This window comes from Commensalibacter papalotli (ex Botero et al. 2024), from assembly GCF_947179115.1.
GTDB classification, from domain to species: domain Bacteria; phylum Pseudomonadota; class Alphaproteobacteria; order Acetobacterales; family Acetobacteraceae; genus Commensalibacter; species Commensalibacter papalotli.
Map to the genome: position 1 here is coordinate 552,754 of NZ_CAMXCI010000001.1, position 18,167 is coordinate 570,920.

An 18,167-nucleotide genomic window follows, 5' to 3' on the forward strand; every position below is an offset into this window, starting at 1 on the left:
GTACACTATGCCTCTTAATAACAAAGATCCAGATCTGAATATTACACGACAATTGAGCCGTGCAGAACAGATCCATAATCAAACTATTGCCCAAACTTGCTTAACCATTATTTTATTCTTGTTTGGTTTATATACTATTCGTGCATTTGTGCCGTCTTTGATTTGGGGTATTATCTTTGCCATTGCGTGCTGGCCACTTTATGTCAAAGTCAAACAGATTTGGCCTTATAAAAGACCAGACTTTATATTGCCATTACTATTCGCTCTTGTAATTACATTACTTTTTATGTTTCCCTTTACGATTATTGCCGTTGAAGTTACCAAAGATATACAAGCATCATTTGAGTGGATTATTCATGCCAGTCATGAAGGGGTTTCTCCACCACAATGGCTACAAAACTTGCCTTTTGCACAAGATACAATAATTAGTTGGTGGAATCAGAATCTTGCAGATCCACAATCTGCTTCTAATTTGCTATCGAACTTACATCTAAGTCATGGTGTCTACGTCACTCAACAAATTGGGACGCAATTATTCCACAGAGGCTTGCAATTTCTATTTGCTATCATCACATTATTTTTTCTCTTTAAGGATGGAGAAAGCGTTGTAAAACAATGCTTGCTTGGATCACGACGTTTATTTGGGCAACAAGGAGAAAACATTGCCAAACAAATGATTGCCTCTGTTCATGGCACAGTTTCAGGTCTGGTTTTGGTGGGATTAGGTCAAGGGGTTATTCTAGGATTTACGTATTATTTTGTTGGCATTCCACATGCAGCCCTGTTTGGAATTATGACAGCCATAGCTGCCATGGTACCCTTTTGTCCATTAATTGCCATTGCAGTTGTCGCTATTACTGCACTGTTAAAAGTCTCCTCCTTCGCCGCAATCAGTGTTGTTGTGATAGGGTGTATCATTGTCTTTATCGCAGATCACTTTATTCGCCCTGCATTAATCGGAGGATCAACGAAACTACCTTTTATTTGGGTATTAATTGGTATTTTAGGAGGATTAGAATCATGGGGCATGATTGGTCTATTTATCGGGCCAGCAATCATGGCAGCATTAATGATGTTATGGTATAATTGGACGACAAGCAAAAAAACGCGTCTTTAATTTAATAAGTCATTAAACGATATCGGGCAGGCGGGATTCGAACCCACGACCCCCAGTCCCCCAGACTGATGCGCTACCAGGCTGCGCTACTGCCCGTTCAATGACAAGTTAAAAGCCATATAGCAACCTATATGGCGATAATCAACAAAAAACTAACATTCAGCAGCAATTATTTTTCTTAACTCTTGTAATTCACTTAAAATAGTTTTCAAAGAATAAATCAAAAGCTTATTTTCTTCTTTGAGGCGTGTGACTTCCAAAGTATTTGCTACTGATTTTGGAGATAATTTTTCATCATTCATATCAGCCTCTTCAGATTGCTCTGGTGGCATTTCTTGAGAAGCTATAGAGCTTGAGACATCAATATCATTTTCGTTTTGCAGCTCTAGATCTATATCAGTTTTTTTGGTGTTAAACTTAGAAAAATCTTCTTCTAAAAGACGTTGAACACCTTTTATTGTATACCCTTGAGTATATAAAAGCTCTGAAATATATTGTAGCAAAGAAATATCTTCGGTGCGATAATAACGCCGCCCACCACTACGTTTTACGGGTTGCACTTGTTTAAACCGCGTTTCCCAAAAACGCAATACATGTTGTGGGACGTGAATCTCTTCCGCTACTTCACTGATTGTACGAAAAGCACCTGGGTGTTTCTTAGTCACCCCTTCTGCCTCTATATCAGAATTATCTTCGATATTATCCAAGAATTCTTCTTCTACTTCGCTAGAAGAAACAGTAGAGGTGCTATTCGTCATCTTTTAACCCTTTCGAGCAGCTTTCTTCATCATACCTTCATTAACACTATTTTTTAGCATTTGGCTAGGACGAAATGCTAAAACCAATCGTGGTTCAATAACCACCTCTTCTCCAGTCTTTGGATTTCGTCCAACGCGACTACCTTTTCTTCTAACAGAAAAGGTTCCAAATCCGCTTACTTTAACCGAATCCCCACCTTCCAAAGTTGAAATGATTTTTTCAAGTACATCTTCCAGTAGTTTGGCTGATTCACTGCGTGAAAGGCCAACATGGCTATAAAGTTTTTCTATTAATCCAGCACGTGTCAAAGTTTGCATAATTTATCAAATAATCAATAATTAAAAGTTGTTAACAAAATCATAGTCAGCTTTAAAGGTTTTTTTCCTATAACCGAATTAAGGACGATCCCCAACTTAATCCTCCCCCCAAAGCTTCAATAACAATTAAATCGCCTTTTTGAATACGGCCATCACGCACAGCTTCATTTAAAGCAAGTGGTACTGAGGCCGCAGACGTATTTGCATGACGATCAACGGTTACAATCACACGGTCAGAAGAAAGATGTAATTTCTTTCCCATTCCTGCAATAATTCTTAAATTAGCCTGATGCGGAACAAGCCAATCTATATCTTCGTGTTGTAGGTTGTTTGCTTTCAAAGCTTCTTCTACAACTTCAGAAAGTTTAGTTACAGCATGACGAAACACTTCTTGACCATGCATTCTTACAAAACAAGAATCTTCTGTTCTCGAAGGTATTCCATCAACATACAAAAGATCTCCATAAGAACCATCCGTATGTAAATAAACCCCTAATATGCCTTTATCTTGTTTAGCCGTATTTTGAATTTCTTCGGCACTCAGTATGACAGCCCCTGCACCATCACCAAACAAAACACATGTTCTACGATCTGACCAATCTAATATACGTGAGTAAACCTCACTACCAATTAAAAGAACATTTTTAGCTTGACCATTACGAATAAAATTATCTGCAACAGATAGCCCAAAAACAAACCCTGCACATGCAGAGGAAATATCAAAAGCAAAGCCTTTTTTAATTCCTAAAATTTGCTGCACTCTTGCTGCTGTTGTTGGAAATACTTGATCTGGTGTACAAGTTGCAACGATAATCGCATCAATATCGTCAACAGTTAACCCTGCGTATTCCATTGCTTGTTTGGCGGCATTAACAGCAAGAGATGTACAGGTTTCATTTCCTGAAATAATATGGCGTTGATGGATACCAGTTCTTTCACGAATCCATTCATCAGATGTATCCACTGTTTCTGATAACTCTTGATTTGTTACAATTCTTTCTGGCAAACACCCACCAAATCCTATTAAGCGTGAACAATATGCCATCTAGTTATCCTAAAATCCGATTTGATTATCTATAATTTATGATTGTTGATTAGTATCTTTTGCAGCATTAACTTTAGACAATCCAGCCAAGATTTCTTCATGAAAACCATGACTAATCATATCCATCGCAACATCAACAGCACATGCAAAACCAACTTCATCTGCCCCACCATGGGATTTTACCACAACCCCATTAAGCCCCACAAATACAGCGCCATTATAACGGCGTGGATCAAGCCATTCTTTCATACGCTCTAAACCTGGCCGAACCATTAAGTAACCTAGTTTGCCACGTACGCCTGAAGTATAAACTTGCTTTAACAAGTGAAAGACGAGCTTTAAAGCCCCTTCACCTGTTTTCAACGCTATATTCCCTGTAAATCCATCTGTAACAACGACATCCGTGGTTCCGGCAGTAATGTCATGGCCTTCTATAAACCCATAAAATTGATCAGATAAAGGGCTATTGCGCAAAACATCAGCAGCTACGCGCAAACGCTCATCACCTTTCAACTCTTCTGAACCAACATTCAACAAACCAATTGTTGGATGCGGGAGCCCAAGAACTGCTTTGGCAAAAGCATGTCCCATAATAGCAAAATCAACAAGATTACGGCTATCACAAGCAACATTTGCGCCCAAATCCAACATGACTGCATCCCCTTTAGCTGTTGGGTTAATAGCAGCCATTGCTGGGCGAGCAATACCAGGCATCGTTTTGACAATAATCTGAGCTAAAGCTAACATAGCACCACTGTTACCAGCAGACACAACACCTTTAGATTCCTTTTTAGCAACACTTTCCATTGCCATACGCAAAGAAGAATCCCGTATTTTCAAAGCGGTTGTCGGTTTCATATCCATTGGAATAGATACAGATGTGTGCCTGACTGTACAAACAGCCGAAACATTAGGATATTGATGCAACAAAGGATCAATCTTTGTTGCATCACCTATCAATAATATTTTTATATTTGGATGACGGAGCGCTGTAAAATCCAATCCTTTGATAACAATATCAGGGGCTTGATCACCCCCCATTGCATCAATAACGAGATCATATTGATCTTCTTTTGGAATTTCTGCTTCTGAGCTCATAATTTATAGCTTACTCCTGTAAAGCATTACTCTAATAAAATTATACAATTACAATTGTTAAAGTTAATCTCATCAAATTACATGTTTTACAGGGTTTCCTTATAAAACTACTGACGAACAGCAACTTTCAGTGCTTTACCAGCTGCAACGACTTCGCGTCCATCATAATGGCCACAGTGACTGCAAACATGGTGAGGGCGTTTCAACTCGCCACAACTTGCACATTCTGCATGTGCTTCTGTACGTAATGCATGATGACTACGACGCATACCACGACGTGAAGGTGATGTTTTTCTCTTAGGAACAGCCATTAGTCCCCCCTAACCTTTCCCAACTATCGAACAACTTTGAAATTGTTCGATATGTATTAAACTATTCAAATTAAAACGAGTTTCCTAACAGATAATAATCTTTTATGCAAGTTATAAAGAAATATCGTCTGTAATTTTACTTTTCATCAAGGTTAATATCCCTTATTGTTCAAAATGACAAGCAGATAAGTATAAAATCATCATTTCTTTTTATCAGAATTCAATTTTTTCAATTGCTCTAATACCTTAAATGGATTTTCTTTCACTCTTTCTGTAGAATTAATATCCTCATCATTATCGTTAATAATCAAAGGATTATCAGAAATTTCTTTATGCGGATATGGATCCAAAAATAGTGCTAATTGTTCAGCTGTGACTTCACCTAAGTCAATCACTTCACCTTCATAAGGAATGATATCTGGATCATCGATCTCCTCTAATTCTGATTTAAGATCATCGTTAGGAATAAAATGAAGCTCGAACGATTCATGAATTGTAACAAAGAAGTCCTCTAAAGAAATAACACAATTTTGTGTGATCAATGCTTTTATTTCCCCTTTCGCACGCACTTGCCTACCATGATAATATTTTAATTGATAAATACAACATAATGAATGTAATTTAGGGATTGAAAAACGTTCTGCCAGAGCCTTTTTTTCCTCTTCATCAGCCTCAATTTTAATCATTAATGGTTTTTTTTGAATCTGACTGATCTGTAATTTCCTTGAAAACTCGCAACATGCTTTCATTTTTATGCTTTCATATGTTTTTTTTTGTTGAAGTTTTATTCAAACTACAATACGCATTTTTATAACAGGTATTTTTTTTATATCCAAATCTCGAGGAATATTTATCAATCATGCGACCATGCTTCAATAAGAAACCTCTTGCTCCGTCGTTTAAATCAAGATTTCATTCTTTTCGTAAAGCAAGAAAAGGTGCCTGTTTGGCTTCTATTCTTTCAATTGGAATGACCTTGTCTGCTTGTTCTATTTTTTCCCCACCACCACTTCCTCGAGGAAACATTATTGGTAAGGAAGATTTAAAATCTTTGCAAGTCGGCAGCACAAGTAAAGCAGACGTTGTTGATATATTAGGATCTCCTACGGCTTATGCAACGTTTGATCCAAATAACTGGATTTATATTTCTATGATGACACGACTAGTTCCTTTGTCATATCCTGGAATTACCAAACAAGAAGTATTGTCATTATATTTTGATCAAAATGGTACTTTACAAAAAATACAACATCTCGGAAAAAAAGATGCTAAACCTGTAGGAATGGTTTCCGAAGTTACCCCAACACCTGGAACTAAAACAAACTTTTTCCAACAACTTTTAGGTAATATCGGACAATATTCTCCTCTAAGCGCTATGGGCTTAGGCAGCACCTTTGGGCCCAACAATAGTTCAGGACCATTTGCTAGCAATCCTAATACCGCTGGCGGTATTGGAAGTTCCGGCAATACAATCAGATAATATTTCTTTAATTAGGAATAAAAATAATTACGCGCAGCCCACCTTGTGGGCTGTTTTGCAATTCAATGTCACCACCATGACCTTGGATTATATTTCGCGCAATAGCCAAACCAAGTCCTGTTCCTTTCTGACTATTACCTGTTTCAAAAGGAATAAAAACACTTTCGCGTTTTTCTTCTGGAATTCCTGGTCCGTTATCATCAATTATAAAAAAGATTCCTCTATCTTTTTCTCTAACAGTAAAGCTGACTTGCCCTCCATGACGTCTTGCATTTTCTAGAATATTGGCAAGAACTCTTCGTATACTTCCTACTCTGACCATCATATCGGGTATATTTGCAGGAATATCAGCAGATAAAAATTGTGTTCCCAATCGATACGCCGCAGCTACCACATCTTCGGCTAGCTGCACCATATCTGTCATTTGAAGCTCTTCTGTTCCCTCTCCTCGTGCAAATGAAAGATAACCAGAAATCATCTGTTCCATCTCTTCGATATCTGTAACCATCTCTGCAATATCTAAAGTTTGATCCTCAGCATTAATCATCCCTTTTTGCGGCAACATAGCTAAACTTAACCGTAACCGTGTTAAAGGAGTACGTAAATCATGAGAAACACTGGCTAATATGACAGTTCTTTGTTTAACAAAACGAAGAATCCGCTCTCTCATAACATTGAACGATTCTGCAGCGTTACGCAGCTCTTTCGAACCCACAGGATGTAATGTTCCTGGATCTCTTCCTTTGCCAAATTTCTCAACTGATTTAGACAAACGACGAATAGCTCGAAACTGAACCCATGCAAATATTGCAGTAATAAGAAACAAAAGGATTGCACTACCGACAATCCAAATGACAAATAACCATACAGAACCAGCAGTCAGTTTTTTCTTTGGTACTAAAAACTCTAAAACCCCTTGTTTTAATTGTACAGAAACCACAACTTGATCATTATAACTGTGCCAATCGGTTTTAAAGGGGACACTAAGACGATCATCTAACCCTCGATCTAGTAACTCGTCAACAGGCCCTAAAATTATCGGATTAGAATTGGATTTACTTTGTATACTCTGATTTGCCAGCCATTTTATATTTAATTGTAAAGATTGCTGCGATTGATCCAAAAGTGCTGAGTGATATGCCACTGACTGTGTTGTAGAATATTGTTGAACAATGAAACTTATCTCTCCACTAACTGAATCTGTTAACCTACGAGAAACTGTACTTAAAAAAGTTCCGTAAAATAGTTCTAGAGAAATAGCTTGTGTAATAAATAAAGGTAATGAAATCATCAACAAAGAACGTGCCAATAAAGAACGTGGCAAAAACCTTCGCACTTTACGATCAACAGCTATTTTTTGTTCTTTGGAAACGCGCCGTCGATGACGAAAAAAATATTCAAACACTTAATAATCCTTAAGATAATGAATAACTTGGTTTTAATACATACCCTTTTCCTCTGACAGTATGTAAAAACCTGGGCTGTTTTGGGTCAACCTCTATTCTGCGCCGTAGACGAGTAATTTGAACATCTACCGCTCGTTCTCCAATTTCTTCCATCCCAATTTCTTTTACAATTTCTTCACGTGATAAAATCTCATTAGGACGATTAGCTAAAATACATAAAAGTGCAATCTCACCACCCGTTAAATGAATAATCTCATTATTATGCATCAGCAGATTACGTACTGGATCAAATTCCATATCCCCAAGCTTAACTACTCTTATATTATCCGTAACAATAGGCTGATGTAAGCGGCGTAGCTGTGCACGTAATCGAAGTAATAATTCTTTGGGTTCAAAGGGCTTGCCTAAATAATCATCTGCTCCAGCTTCAAGTCCTGCAATACGATCTTCTGGTTCCCCTCTGGCGGTTAAAAGAATAATTGGGGTATCCTTACCCTCCTCACGCAATGCATGGGTTAATTGCAAGCCATCCTCACCAGGCATTGTTACATCTAATACAATAGCATCAGGACGTAAAAACTCCAGCATTTCTCTGGCTTCCTTGGCAGATTCTGCACCACTGATACGAAAACCATTTTCACTAAGATATCGTTGTAACAATCGACGCAGGCGCGGATCATCATCAATGACTAAAACATGTAAAGATTCTGAGTCGTCGTTTTTATTTATGCTCTCATCCATCATGCTTTTTCCTTATCTATTTTCTGACTTGAATGTAATTCCAATAATTGTTTAGATTCTGTACTTAACATACCATAAAGAATACGCTGAAACCCCTCAATATATGTATTATTAGGTGATTCGCGAAAAGCTCGCAAAAATTGTTTTCGTTGTAATTGAAATAATTTCTCTTCTACTTTGACGCCTTCTTTGGTTAAAAAAAGCTCTTTCTTACGACGATCTTTGGGGTTAGAGCGATATTCAACATAGCCCAACTCTATGACTTCACGTAAAACACGATTTAGGCTTTGCTTGGTAATTCCTAACAGTTTGCAAATCTCGCTGACACTGGCACCAGAACAATGACATACAAACTGCATTAACCTATGATGAGCATGCCCTATTCCATATTCTTGTAAAACAGGTTTGGTTGAATTATGAAGTTCACAATCAATAAAAAACAAAACATCTTGCATGAATCGAATCTTTTCTTCACGCAAGAATAAAAGCTCTTCACCAGGCTTTGAAATCGGTGGATCATAGCGAAAAGGACGATACAAATAAAAATCTCTTTATAAAAAATTAGAAAACGTAATTAGATTACAATAATCTATTTCTTTTTTGAACAATATAGCGTATATAACTTTGTCTAGTTATAAATATTTATGATATATATAGTTAATGTTCACTTAACACACAGGGGATGAAAGCCAAGTGCAAGTTCTTGTTAGAGATAATAATGTTGATCAAGCTTTAAAAGCTTTAAAGAAAAAAATGCAACGCGAAGGTATTTTTCGCGAAATGAAATTACGCCGTCATTACGAAAAACCATCAGAGCGTCGCGCTCGTGAATCTGCAGAAGCTGTAAGACGTGCTCGTAAAATGGAACGTAAACGCGTAGAACGCGAAGGCTTTTAGTTTTTTCTTTATAAAACTTGATACGAAAATAAATAAATTTTCATATTTTCTAACTAAATTTTTTGTAAGTTGGTGATGTTTTGAACGCTTCGTTATTTATAATGAAGCGTTTTGCTTTATGAAAACTAAAATCTTATTTATACATTTTTGAAATGATAAATGATTACTTTATTGTTACTACTGATGTTAGTTTTAAAAATTTATTCTCTCAAATATCTACCAGTTAATGTAAGACTTAATTTATAAGATTCTTGATAGACATAAAAAAGCTTTTACGAAATAATTATACATCCAATAGTTACGGTATAAGACGCTTACAAACAGATTAAAAAAAATAATCAAAATAATTTGATACTATGTATCTATTCCAATTAAGTTATCATTAAACTCCAAAAAATGGTTAAGATATATTACTTTAACTATTAATTGAAAGACCTAATAATTTCTTATTAAATCCTTCATTATAATTTTTTTATTTATTTAACTCAGCTAAAACAGCCTTACCCATATCTGCTGTCCCAACCAATTTCATTCCTTGACTCATTATGTCCGGAGTGCGAAGACCTTGATTGAGAACCGCTTCACAAGCATTTACAACTTTTTCAGAGATTGTTTGTTGATCAAAAGAATAACGTAACATCATTGCTAACGATAAAATCTGAGCTAGTGGGTTTGCCTTACCTTGTCCTGCGATATCTGGAGCACTGCCATGAATAGGTTCATATAAGGCTGGAATAACACCATTAGCTTGCCGAGCACCTAATGTAGCAGAAGGAAGCATACCCAAGCTGCCTGTTAACATCGCAGCTAAATCAGAAAGAATATCTCCAAATAAGTTACCAGTTAAAATAATATCAAATTGTTTTGGATTTCGAACCAGTTGCATTGCACAATTATCTGCTAACATATGAGAAAGTTGAACATCCGAATATTCTTTTTTGTGAAGTTCGGTGACAACCTCTTTCCATAAAAGACCACTCTCCATCACATTACATTTTTCAACAGAACAAACACGATTTTGACGTTGACGTGCTAGTTCAAAAGCAACGCGTGCAATTCGTTCGATTTCAACAGATGTATAAACTTCGGTATTAACCCCTTTGCGTGTTCCATCTGGCAAAGTTTCAATACCACGAGGTTCACCGAAATAAACACCGCCCGTGCTTTCACGGACAATCATAAGGTCAAGCCCTTGGATAACTTCGGGCTTTACCGTGCTAGCACCGATTAACGAATCAAACACAATCGCAGAACGCAAATTGGCAAATAATCCTAATTCTTTCCGAAGACCAATTATCCCGACTTCGGGTCGTTTATCAAAACCAATTCCATCCCATTTTGGCCCACCAACTGAACCAAACAAAACAGCATCCGCTGCTTTTGCTTTGGCAATCACCTCTTTGGTTAAAGGCACGCCATTCGCATCGATAGAAGCACCACCAACAAGATCTTTCTCTACTGAAAAAGATAAATCAGAGTTTTCTTGCACCCAATTCAAAACATGAAGTGCTTGCTCCATCACTTCTGGACCAATCCCATCACCAGCCAACGTTAATATTTTTTTTTCTTGTGTCATTTTATTAATCCATTATGAAGTAAAATTTTTAAAACATACATTTTTGAAAAAATGGTAGAGCTTCCATTTTTGTAGAAAAAGTTTTTAACTTATTTGATACATTGTTTTTATAAAGATCAGGCAGTTTCTTTTCTATATATTTTATTGCAACAGCAATTGTAATATCTGCTTGCATCACACGTTCAGCAATTACATAACCAGCATCATTGACAATAACATGATGATCCAATAATTCCAAACCAGCCTGTAATTGTTCATCAATACGATCTGCCCATTCTTGATAGAATTTTTCAGGAGGGCGACGATTATATTCCATAAAAAGCTGTACTGCTTTATCACATAACGTCAATGCTATGCCAATTAGATACTGAGACCGTGTAAAATCCATAATGTTTTCTGGTGACAAAGAAAGCGATTGATCACATTTTCTGTCTAAATATTCCAAAATTAATGTTGAATCCACCAACAATATCTCTTCATCGGTAATTAAAGCTGGCGCTTTCATTAATGGATTAACTGCTTTCATTTTTTCAAGATCATTAAAAACAGAGAGTTGTTCATGTTCAAATGAAAGATCCATTGCTTTTAAGGAAATTACTACTCTTCGAACATAAGGGGAATCTAACATTCCTACTAATTTCATATTTTATACGCACCTTGTCCAATCTGATGATATGTCACTATACATAACATTATTGCATTATATTATTATAAAAATTCTATAAAAATATTTAAAATTGATTTAAAATATTACTAATCTTATTATTCTCAGGATTTAAAAAATGTATATGAGTAAACTATATAACAGCTTCACTCAAATAACTATACAGAGTAAACCTCAAATACATACAGAAGACAAATATCTTCGCTTTTTATCTGGCACAGGTTTTTTCATTTATTGCCCTCCATACGAGAATGATATTTTTTTTGTAACAGCCAATCATTGTTTGAGAGAATATGACAAAAATTCAGAAAAAAGTAATAAAATGGAATTCCAAGGCAATCCCGAAATCTATTATACACTATGTGGAAAACCAAGTGATCCTACAATAAATTTTATAGATTTTTTAGAATATTCTAGTGACAGTTCATCTGACATAGATGATATTCTTATTGGAATAATCGACAAAAGTGATTTTACAAACTATTCTCTCTTAAAACAAAGAGCTTTAAAATTAATAAATCAAGACAATATTAATAACATTTTAATGCAAAAAGAAGGTAATTTTATAGCTATAGGCTACCCAAAAACTGATAGCAAAATACTTCATGATGAAAATTGGATAATAGCTCAACCCAAAAGACTCTTGGGCAAATTTAGAAAAACAGATAAACAACATTATTATGAAATATATGATACAAACTGGGAGGGAAAAAGCCTTAATGGTTTTAGTGGCTCCCCAGTTATTTATGATACAGATAAAAAACAAGAACCTATTTTATTGGGTATAATAACCAATCAAAAACGCTTTCTCTCCACAAACCTCGTAACAGATACTATTACACAATATTTATATAATGGGATAAAATAAAGGCTCATTATTAAACATAATGAGCCTTTTGTAATCATCCATAGAATATCTTAATCACTTAAGAAGATAACTTTTCCGCAGACACTTTTGGATACCAAGGTTGATTTTGTTTACGCTTTTCTTCAAAATCATCAATAGACTTCACATGCTGCAAAGTCTGACCAATATCATCCAATCCATCCAGCAATAATTGACGACGCAAAGGATCAACTTCAAAAGAAATCTTTTCCCCATTTGGGCGAATAATTTCTTGTTTTTCTAAATTAATCGTTAATTTAGCATTTGCACCCATTTTGGTATCTTCAACCAACTGTTCACAAATCTCTCTGGGCAAACGGATCGGCAAAATACCATTTTTAAAAGAGTTATTAAAGAAAATATCAGCAAAAGAAGGGGCAATCACACAGCGGATACCAAAATCTAACAATGCCCAAGGCGCATGTTCTCTGGATGAGCCACAACCAAAATTCTCATAGGTTACTAATATTTCTGCTTGACGATAAGGTTCACGATTTAAAACGAACTCTTCTCGCTCTTTACCATTTTCATCGTAACGCCAAGAATAAAAAGCTGACTTCCCTAGCCCACTTCTCTTAGTGGTTTTTAAAAAACGAGCAGGAATAATTTTATCGGTATCAATATTTTCTTCTGGCAAGGGTGCAGCAATTGCTGTCAAAATATCAAATTTATCCATTTTAAATCATTTCCCTTACGTCTGTTAACTCACCTTTAATCGCAGCAGCAGCAGCCATTGCTGGAGATACAAGATGTGTTCTGCCTCCTGGCCCTTGACGATCTTCGAAATTTCGGTTTGACGTTGATGCACAACGCTGACCCGGTTTCAAACGATCCGGATTCATTGCTAAACACATTGAGCATCCTGCTTCGCGCCATTCACAACCAGCATCGATAAATATTTTATCCAGCCCTTCTGCCTCAGCTTGTTTTTTTATTAAGCCAGAACCTGGAACAACCAACGCCCATACATGGTTAGCAATCTTTTTACCTTTTAAAACATGAGCTGCAGCACGCAAATCCTCTATACGGCTGTTAGTACAAGAACCTATAAAAATTGCATCAATTTTAGTGCCTGCAATTGGTTCACCAACTTTTAAATTCATATAATCCAACATACGTTGTTTACGTAGACGTTGAGATTCATCTTTTAGTAAAGCTGGATCAGGAATATTTCCTGTGATTGGTAATACATCTTCTGGGCTCGTCCCCCATGTAACCATTGGCTCTAAATCATCCACATTAATGGTAACAACTTTATCATATTGCGCACCCTCATCAGAAACTAGGCTTTTCCAATATTTAACCGCAGCATCGAAATCAGCACCTTGTGGGGCATTTGGACGACCTTTGATATATTCGAAAGTTACCTCATCTGGTGCAATCAGACCTGATCTTGCGCCACCTTCAATCGCCATATTACAAACGGTCATCCGACCCGCCATATCTAAATTACGGATAGCAGAGCCAGTAAACTCGATTACATGACCTGTTCCGCCTGCTGTACCAATTTTTCCAATAACAGCCAATACAATATCTTTAGCACTCATCCCTGCTTTTAAAGTGCCATTGATTTCAATTTTAAAGTTTTTAGCAGGCTTTTGCAATAAGGTCTGAGTTGCCATGACATGTTCAACTTCTGAAGTACCAATACCAAAAGCCAAAGCTCCGAATGCTCCATGTGTTGATGTATGACTGTCACCACAAACAATTGTCATCCCAGGCAACGTAATGCCCTCTTCGGGTCCAACAACATGGATAATCCCTTGTTTATCAGATTGTAAAGGAATAAAAGGGACACCGAACTCTTTGACATTATGTTCCAAAGCTTCGATTTGTTGGCGACTATCATCTTCTTTAATCGGTTGATTACGATCTGTTGTAGGAACATTATGATCAATCACTGCCATCATTGCTGCTGGATTATGAATTTTACGCCCAGCCAGACGCAATCCCTCGAATGCCTGTGGGCTGGTAACCTCATGGATTAAATGACGATCAATATACAGAATTGCGGTACCATCTGGAAGTTGTTCAACCACATGACTATCCCACAACTTATCAAATAAAGTACGCGCCTTCATTTTTTTTCCTTATTATTTTGTTTCTTAAATAAAATATCTGGCAACCTTACTTAAAAAGCTGCCAGATACATATATAGTCTTTTATTTTAAACTAATAAATAAATTATTAGCTTTGAGCTGTATCAGCTGCTTTTTTAAAATCACGGCTACGTTCTTTAATACGTGCAGATTTACCGCTACGGCTGCGTAGATAGTATAATTTTGCACGACGAACATCACCATGACGTACTACAGTGATCTCTGCAATTGTTGGTGAGTAAAGAGGAAATACACGTTCCACACCTTCACCATTGGAAATTTTACGCACTGTAAAATTGCTGTTCAAGCCTTTATTTGAACGTGCAATTACTACACCTTCATAAGCCTGAATACGCTTACGTTCACCTTCAACAACGCGAACATCAACACGAACATTATCCCCTGGGAAGAACTCAGGAACTGGGCGTTCTGCTGTTAAACGAGCGATTTCCTCTGCCTCGTATTTTTGAATGGTATTCATTTAATCCTATTCCTTTTACAATAAGATAAGTTCTTATAATCTTATAAACAATCCAAGTAACAATATCGAACGTCAGTTATATGCCTGTTTGCTAGTCTGTTGATAAGCTTGCCACAGATCAGGTCTACGCTTTTTGGTTGCCTGTTCTGCCTGTTCTTTGCGCCAAGCAGCAATGGCACCATGGTTTCCAGAAAGCAATATTTCTGGCACAGAATAATCAGACCAAGTTGCAGGTTTGGTATAATGAGGGTATTCCAATAAGCCATTGGAAAAACTTTCCTCTATCCCACTTTGATCTGAACCCATCACACCTGGCAATAAACGCACGCACGCATCCATTAAAATTAATGCTGCGGGTTCACCACCTGACAAAACATAATCTCCAACAGAAACTTCTTCAATTGTGTGTTTTTGAAAGATCCGTTCATCGATCCCTTCATAACGACCACAAATAAAATAAGCTCCTTGACCTGATGCAAAACGCGCCACATCTGCTTGTTGTAACGATCTTCCTCTTGGAGACAAATAGATAATAGGACGATCATCCATAGGCTTAGTCGCCTGAAGTGCTGCATCTAAAATATCAGCACGGATAACCATTCCTGCTCCACCACCAAAAGGGGTATCATCAACAGCCTTATGTCGCCCTGAACCAAATTCACGAAGTGCATGTGTTTTCAATGACCAAATTTGATCTTCTAACGCTCTGCCTGCCAAGGAATAACCAAGAAACCCAGGAAACATTTCAGGAAATAACGTTAAGACATCAACTTGCCAAGTCATGATTGATCCTCTACATCAGATGGACGAACTTCCACCTCATTTGGAGGACAAACCTCTAACCAACCAGACTTGATATCAATGTGAGGAAAGCAAAGCTTGGTAAAAGGAATAATGGCATTTTCGCCTTCACCCCGTTTAATTTCCAAACTGACCCCAGCACCATAATCATGCACCAGATAAACCGTTCCAAAGAGTTCCTCAGTTTGATCGTCATGCTTTATTTTTGCTTGCAAACCGACCAAATCACTATAATAGAACTCATCTTCATCTGGCTCAGGCAATAAGCTTTTAGGAACAAACAATTTACGATTAGTCAATTTCTCTACGGCTGTTCGATTATCCATCCGTTTTTTTTGACTATCATAAAGAGCGGCAACCTTTTCGCTTTGCCAGCATATCGTCCAACGTTCTGAATGATCGTCAACCAGTTCACCATAAGTTTCTAAATCTTTTGGATTTTCAATACAAGAATGCAAGTGAACCAAACCACGAACACCGTGGGGTTTTCCTATTGTCCCTATATGAACCAGAGGCGTTTTCATAAAGATTGTTACTCTCTTGTGATAACTAATTAACGACTAAGCAGCAGCTTCTTCGCTCTTTTTAGCAGCCGCCGCAGCACGATCTTGTGCTTTTTTCTTTGGAGCTGATTTTTGTGGTTGTTCACGATATTCAAATTTAGGAGCAAGACCTGCATTTCCTAAAAAGCGAGCAACGCGGTCTGTTGCCTGTGCACCTTGTGATAACCAATGTTTAATACGTTCGTCAACCAAACGAATTCTTTCAGCATGATCTGCTGGTAACATTGGGTTATAAGACCCAACTTTTTCAATAAAACGACCATCGCGTGGTGAACGACTATCAGCAATAACAATGTGATAATAAGGGCGTTTCTTTGACCCTGCACGGGCTAAACGAATTTTAAGGCTCATTGACTGTTTCTCTCCAGATATCTAGCCACAATTGAAAAAGAATTAACGCATCATCCCACCACCTGGTGGTGGCGTCATTCCTTTTGGTAAAAGAGCGGATAATCCCTGGCGCATTAAACCTTTAACGCCCAGTTTATTAAACCGCTTCATCATAGAAGCCATCTGATCATATTGTTTTAATAGACGGTTAACTTCTTGAACTGTTGAACCCGAACCTGAGGCAATACGCTTTTTACGAGAGGCCTTGATAATAGCAGGCTGTTTGCGTTCTGCCTTAGTCATTGACGAAATGATCGCCTGATGACGTTTCAGGATAGAGGTATCTAACTCTTTATCTCCGAGTTTCTCTTTCATTTTGCCCATACCAGGCATCATATCCATGATATTTGAAATAGAACCCATTTTATTAATTTGACCAATTTGAGCTGCGTAATCATTCAGATCAAACTTGCCTTTAAGCATCTTTTTCGCAAGACGCTCACTTTCTTCTTGATCAATGGTTTCGCTGGCTTTTTCAACCAAACCTGCGATATCCCCAAGACCAAGGATACGACTGGCAACACGCTCAGGATAAAATTCCTGTAACGCATCGACTTTTTCACCCATACCAACCAGCTTAATCGGTGCACCTGTAATCGCACGCATTGATAAAGCCGCACCACCACGTGCATCACCGTCCATACGGGTCATGACAACGCCAGTAATACCGACTTTTTCATTAAAACTTTTGGCAGTATGAACCGCATCTTGCCCTGTCATTGCATCGACAACTAACAAGGTTTCAGCTGGTTTTGCTACGTCACGAATATTTTGGACTTCTTCCATCAATGCTTCATCGATAGATAGACGACCCGCAGTATCCAAAATAACTACATCATACCCTTCTAAACGCGCAACTTCCATCGCACGTTTAGCAATTTGAACAGGTATTTGCCCTTCAATCACAGGTAAAGATGTTACTTTAACTTGATTAGCCAATTGCTCTAACTGTAACTGAGCAGCAGGACGGTATGTATCCAAACTGGCTAATAAAACTTTTTTACGTTCACGACGATTTAAATAATACGCAATTTTTGCAGAGGTCGTGGTTTTACCAGACCCTTGTAACCCCACCATCAGGTAAGGAATAGGAGGAACGGCATTTAAATTTAACGGAACAGCCCCCGCCCCACCAAGGGCTTCGATCAAAGCGTCATTAACGATCTTTGCAATGGCTTGACCTGGGGAAATATTATGTAAGACTTCTTGTCCAACAGATTTTTCCTGAACTTTTTTAACAAAGTCTTTAACCACTGGTAAAGCAACGTCAGCATCCAACATCGCCAAACGGATCTCCCGCATGGCTTCATTGACATCTTCTACAGACAGAGCACCGCGTTTTGACAACCCATCAAATACGCCAGAAAGCTTTCCAGATAAACGATCAAACACGTTAAATCATCCTACAGTTTTAAGCAATAAATAACGCGTCACTGCACGAGTCTTCGCGAGGTGACGTTTCTTATCTTTAATAAAAGATAACTCAATTTATATGCAATGGTCAAGTATAAATTGATAAGCACTGCTCAAAAAAAT

General features: G+C 37.4%; 21 protein-coding genes, 1 tRNA gene and 1 pseudogene. 4 read left to right on the forward strand and 19 right to left on the reverse strand.

Going from position 1 to position 18,167, the window contains the following annotated elements; genetic code table 11:
* The first annotated feature begins 7 nt into the window (after positions 1-7).
* Positions 8-1,117, forward strand: a complete 1,110-nt coding sequence (locus QMN76_RS02525; protein ID WP_084051498.1) for an AI-2E family transporter — start codon at positions 8-10, stop codon at positions 1,115-1,117.
* A gap of 22 nt (positions 1,118-1,139) precedes the next feature.
* On the opposite strand, the gene QMN76_RS02530 is transcribed toward QMN76_RS02525, so the two are convergent.
* The 7 genes and pseudogenes from QMN76_RS02530 to QMN76_RS02560 form a co-directional block, all read right to left on the reverse strand.
* Positions 1,140-1,213 (reverse strand) — tRNA-Pro (locus QMN76_RS02530).
* A gap of 337 nt (positions 1,214-1,550) precedes the next feature.
* Positions 1,551-1,875 (reverse strand): annotated as a pseudogene (locus tag QMN76_RS11055) (MerR family transcriptional regulator); the annotation flags it as partial.
* 3 nt (positions 1,876-1,878) lie between these two features.
* Positions 1,879-2,193 (reverse strand): integration host factor subunit alpha, encoded by a 315-nt coding sequence (locus QMN76_RS02540; RefSeq protein ID WP_034336709.1) that lies wholly within the window; start codon positions 2,191-2,193, stop codon positions 1,879-1,881.
* 67 nt (positions 2,194-2,260) lie between these two features.
* Complete coding sequence (locus QMN76_RS02545) at positions 2,261-3,238, reverse strand: beta-ketoacyl-ACP synthase III (protein WP_034336706.1); 978 nt, start codon at positions 3,236-3,238, stop codon at positions 2,261-2,263.
* Positions 3,239-3,274: 36 nt separating this feature from the next.
* Positions 3,275-4,336, reverse strand: coding sequence for a phosphate acyltransferase PlsX (gene plsX / locus QMN76_RS02550; RefSeq protein ID WP_282023872.1), 1,062 nt, complete (start codon positions 4,334-4,336; stop codon positions 3,275-3,277).
* A 107-nt stretch (positions 4,337-4,443) separates the two neighbouring features.
* Positions 4,444-4,647 (reverse strand): 50S ribosomal protein L32, encoded by a 204-nt coding sequence (gene rpmF, locus QMN76_RS02555; protein ID WP_034336703.1) that lies wholly within the window; start codon positions 4,645-4,647, stop codon positions 4,444-4,446.
* A 200-nt stretch (positions 4,648-4,847) separates the two neighbouring features.
* Positions 4,848-5,396 carry a YceD family protein gene (locus tag QMN76_RS02560; RefSeq protein WP_282023871.1) on the reverse strand — a complete coding sequence of 183 codons (549 nt, stop codon included), beginning with the start codon at positions 5,394-5,396 and terminating at the stop codon, positions 4,848-4,850.
* A gap of 110 nt (positions 5,397-5,506) precedes the next feature.
* On the opposite strand from QMN76_RS02560, the gene QMN76_RS02565 reads away from it, so the two are divergent.
* Positions 5,507-6,127: an outer membrane protein assembly factor BamE gene (locus QMN76_RS02565; protein WP_051461811.1), complete on the forward strand. Its 621-nt coding sequence runs from the start codon at positions 5,507-5,509 to the stop codon at positions 6,125-6,127.
* A 7-nt stretch (positions 6,128-6,134) separates the two neighbouring features.
* Here QMN76_RS02565 and QMN76_RS02570 read toward each other — a convergent pair whose 3' ends face one another.
* From QMN76_RS02570 to QMN76_RS02580, 3 genes are read right to left on the reverse strand one after another with little or no spacing between them, the layout of a single operon-like run.
* A complete protein-coding gene (locus QMN76_RS02570; protein ID WP_282023870.1) occupies positions 6,135-7,532 on the reverse strand; it encodes an ATP-binding protein in 1,398 nt (465 codons plus the stop codon).
* A gap of 10 nt (positions 7,533-7,542) precedes the next feature.
* Entirely contained in the window at positions 7,543-8,277 is a 735-nt protein-coding gene (locus QMN76_RS02575) for a response regulator (protein ID WP_034336698.1), read from the reverse strand.
* Positions 8,274-8,813 carry a MarR family winged helix-turn-helix transcriptional regulator gene (locus tag QMN76_RS02580; RefSeq protein ID WP_282023869.1) on the reverse strand — a complete coding sequence of 180 codons (540 nt, stop codon included), beginning with the start codon at positions 8,811-8,813 and terminating at the stop codon, positions 8,274-8,276. Before QMN76_RS02580 ends, QMN76_RS02575 begins: the two co-directional genes overlap by 4 nt.
* Positions 8,814-8,967: 154 nt before the next feature.
* On the opposite strand from QMN76_RS02580, the gene rpsU reads away from it, so the two are divergent.
* On the forward strand, positions 8,968-9,171 hold the full coding sequence (rpsU, locus tag QMN76_RS02585; RefSeq protein WP_008853618.1) for a 30S ribosomal protein S21: 204 nt from the start codon (positions 8,968-8,970) through the stop codon (positions 9,169-9,171).
* 472 nt (positions 9,172-9,643) lie between these two features.
* On the opposite strand, the gene leuB is transcribed toward rpsU, so the two are convergent.
* Positions 9,644-10,747 carry a 3-isopropylmalate dehydrogenase gene (leuB, locus tag QMN76_RS02590; protein ID WP_034336693.1) on the reverse strand — a complete coding sequence of 368 codons (1,104 nt, stop codon included), beginning with the start codon at positions 10,745-10,747 and terminating at the stop codon, positions 9,644-9,646.
* 28 nt (positions 10,748-10,775) lie between these two features.
* Complete coding sequence (locus QMN76_RS02595; RefSeq protein WP_282023868.1) at positions 10,776-11,390, reverse strand: glutathione S-transferase family protein; 615 nt, start codon at positions 11,388-11,390, stop codon at positions 10,776-10,778.
* 145 nt (positions 11,391-11,535) lie between these two features.
* On the opposite strand from QMN76_RS02595, the gene QMN76_RS02600 reads away from it, so the two are divergent.
* A complete protein-coding gene (locus QMN76_RS02600) occupies positions 11,536-12,279 on the forward strand; it encodes a hypothetical protein (protein WP_282023867.1) in 744 nt (247 codons plus the stop codon).
* Between the two features lie 58 nt (positions 12,280-12,337).
* Here QMN76_RS02600 and leuD read toward each other — a convergent pair whose 3' ends face one another.
* From leuD to ffh, 7 genes are all read right to left on the reverse strand, one after another.
* Complete coding sequence (gene leuD, locus QMN76_RS02605) at positions 12,338-12,973, reverse strand: 3-isopropylmalate dehydratase small subunit (RefSeq protein ID WP_271788918.1); 636 nt, start codon at positions 12,971-12,973, stop codon at positions 12,338-12,340.
* A gap of 1 nt (position 12,974) precedes the next feature.
* The gene (gene leuC / locus QMN76_RS02610) at positions 12,975-14,378 is read right to left on the reverse strand and encodes a 3-isopropylmalate dehydratase large subunit (RefSeq protein ID WP_282023866.1); all 1,404 of its coding nucleotides are present in this window, start codon (positions 14,376-14,378) and stop codon (positions 12,975-12,977) included.
* Positions 14,379-14,484: 106 nt separating this feature from the next.
* Positions 14,485-14,877 (reverse strand): 50S ribosomal protein L19, encoded by a 393-nt coding sequence (rplS, locus tag QMN76_RS02615; RefSeq protein WP_034336680.1) that lies wholly within the window; start codon positions 14,875-14,877, stop codon positions 14,485-14,487.
* Between the two features lie 72 nt (positions 14,878-14,949).
* Entirely contained in the window at positions 14,950-15,660 is a 711-nt protein-coding gene (trmD, locus tag QMN76_RS02620; RefSeq protein ID WP_034336678.1) for a tRNA (guanosine(37)-N1)-methyltransferase TrmD, read from the reverse strand.
* Complete coding sequence (gene rimM / locus QMN76_RS02625) at positions 15,657-16,202, reverse strand: ribosome maturation factor RimM (RefSeq protein WP_034336676.1); 546 nt, start codon at positions 16,200-16,202, stop codon at positions 15,657-15,659. The genes trmD and rimM overlap by 4 nt, the downstream gene beginning before the upstream one ends.
* A 36-nt stretch (positions 16,203-16,238) precedes the next feature.
* Positions 16,239-16,592, reverse strand: coding sequence for a 30S ribosomal protein S16 (rpsP, locus tag QMN76_RS02630; protein ID WP_034336674.1), 354 nt, complete (start codon positions 16,590-16,592; stop codon positions 16,239-16,241).
* Between the two features lie 42 nt (positions 16,593-16,634).
* On the reverse strand, positions 16,635-18,023 hold the full coding sequence (gene ffh / locus QMN76_RS02635; protein WP_282023865.1) for a signal recognition particle protein: 1,389 nt from the start codon (positions 18,021-18,023) through the stop codon (positions 16,635-16,637).
* Positions 18,024-18,167 lie beyond the last annotated feature (144 nt).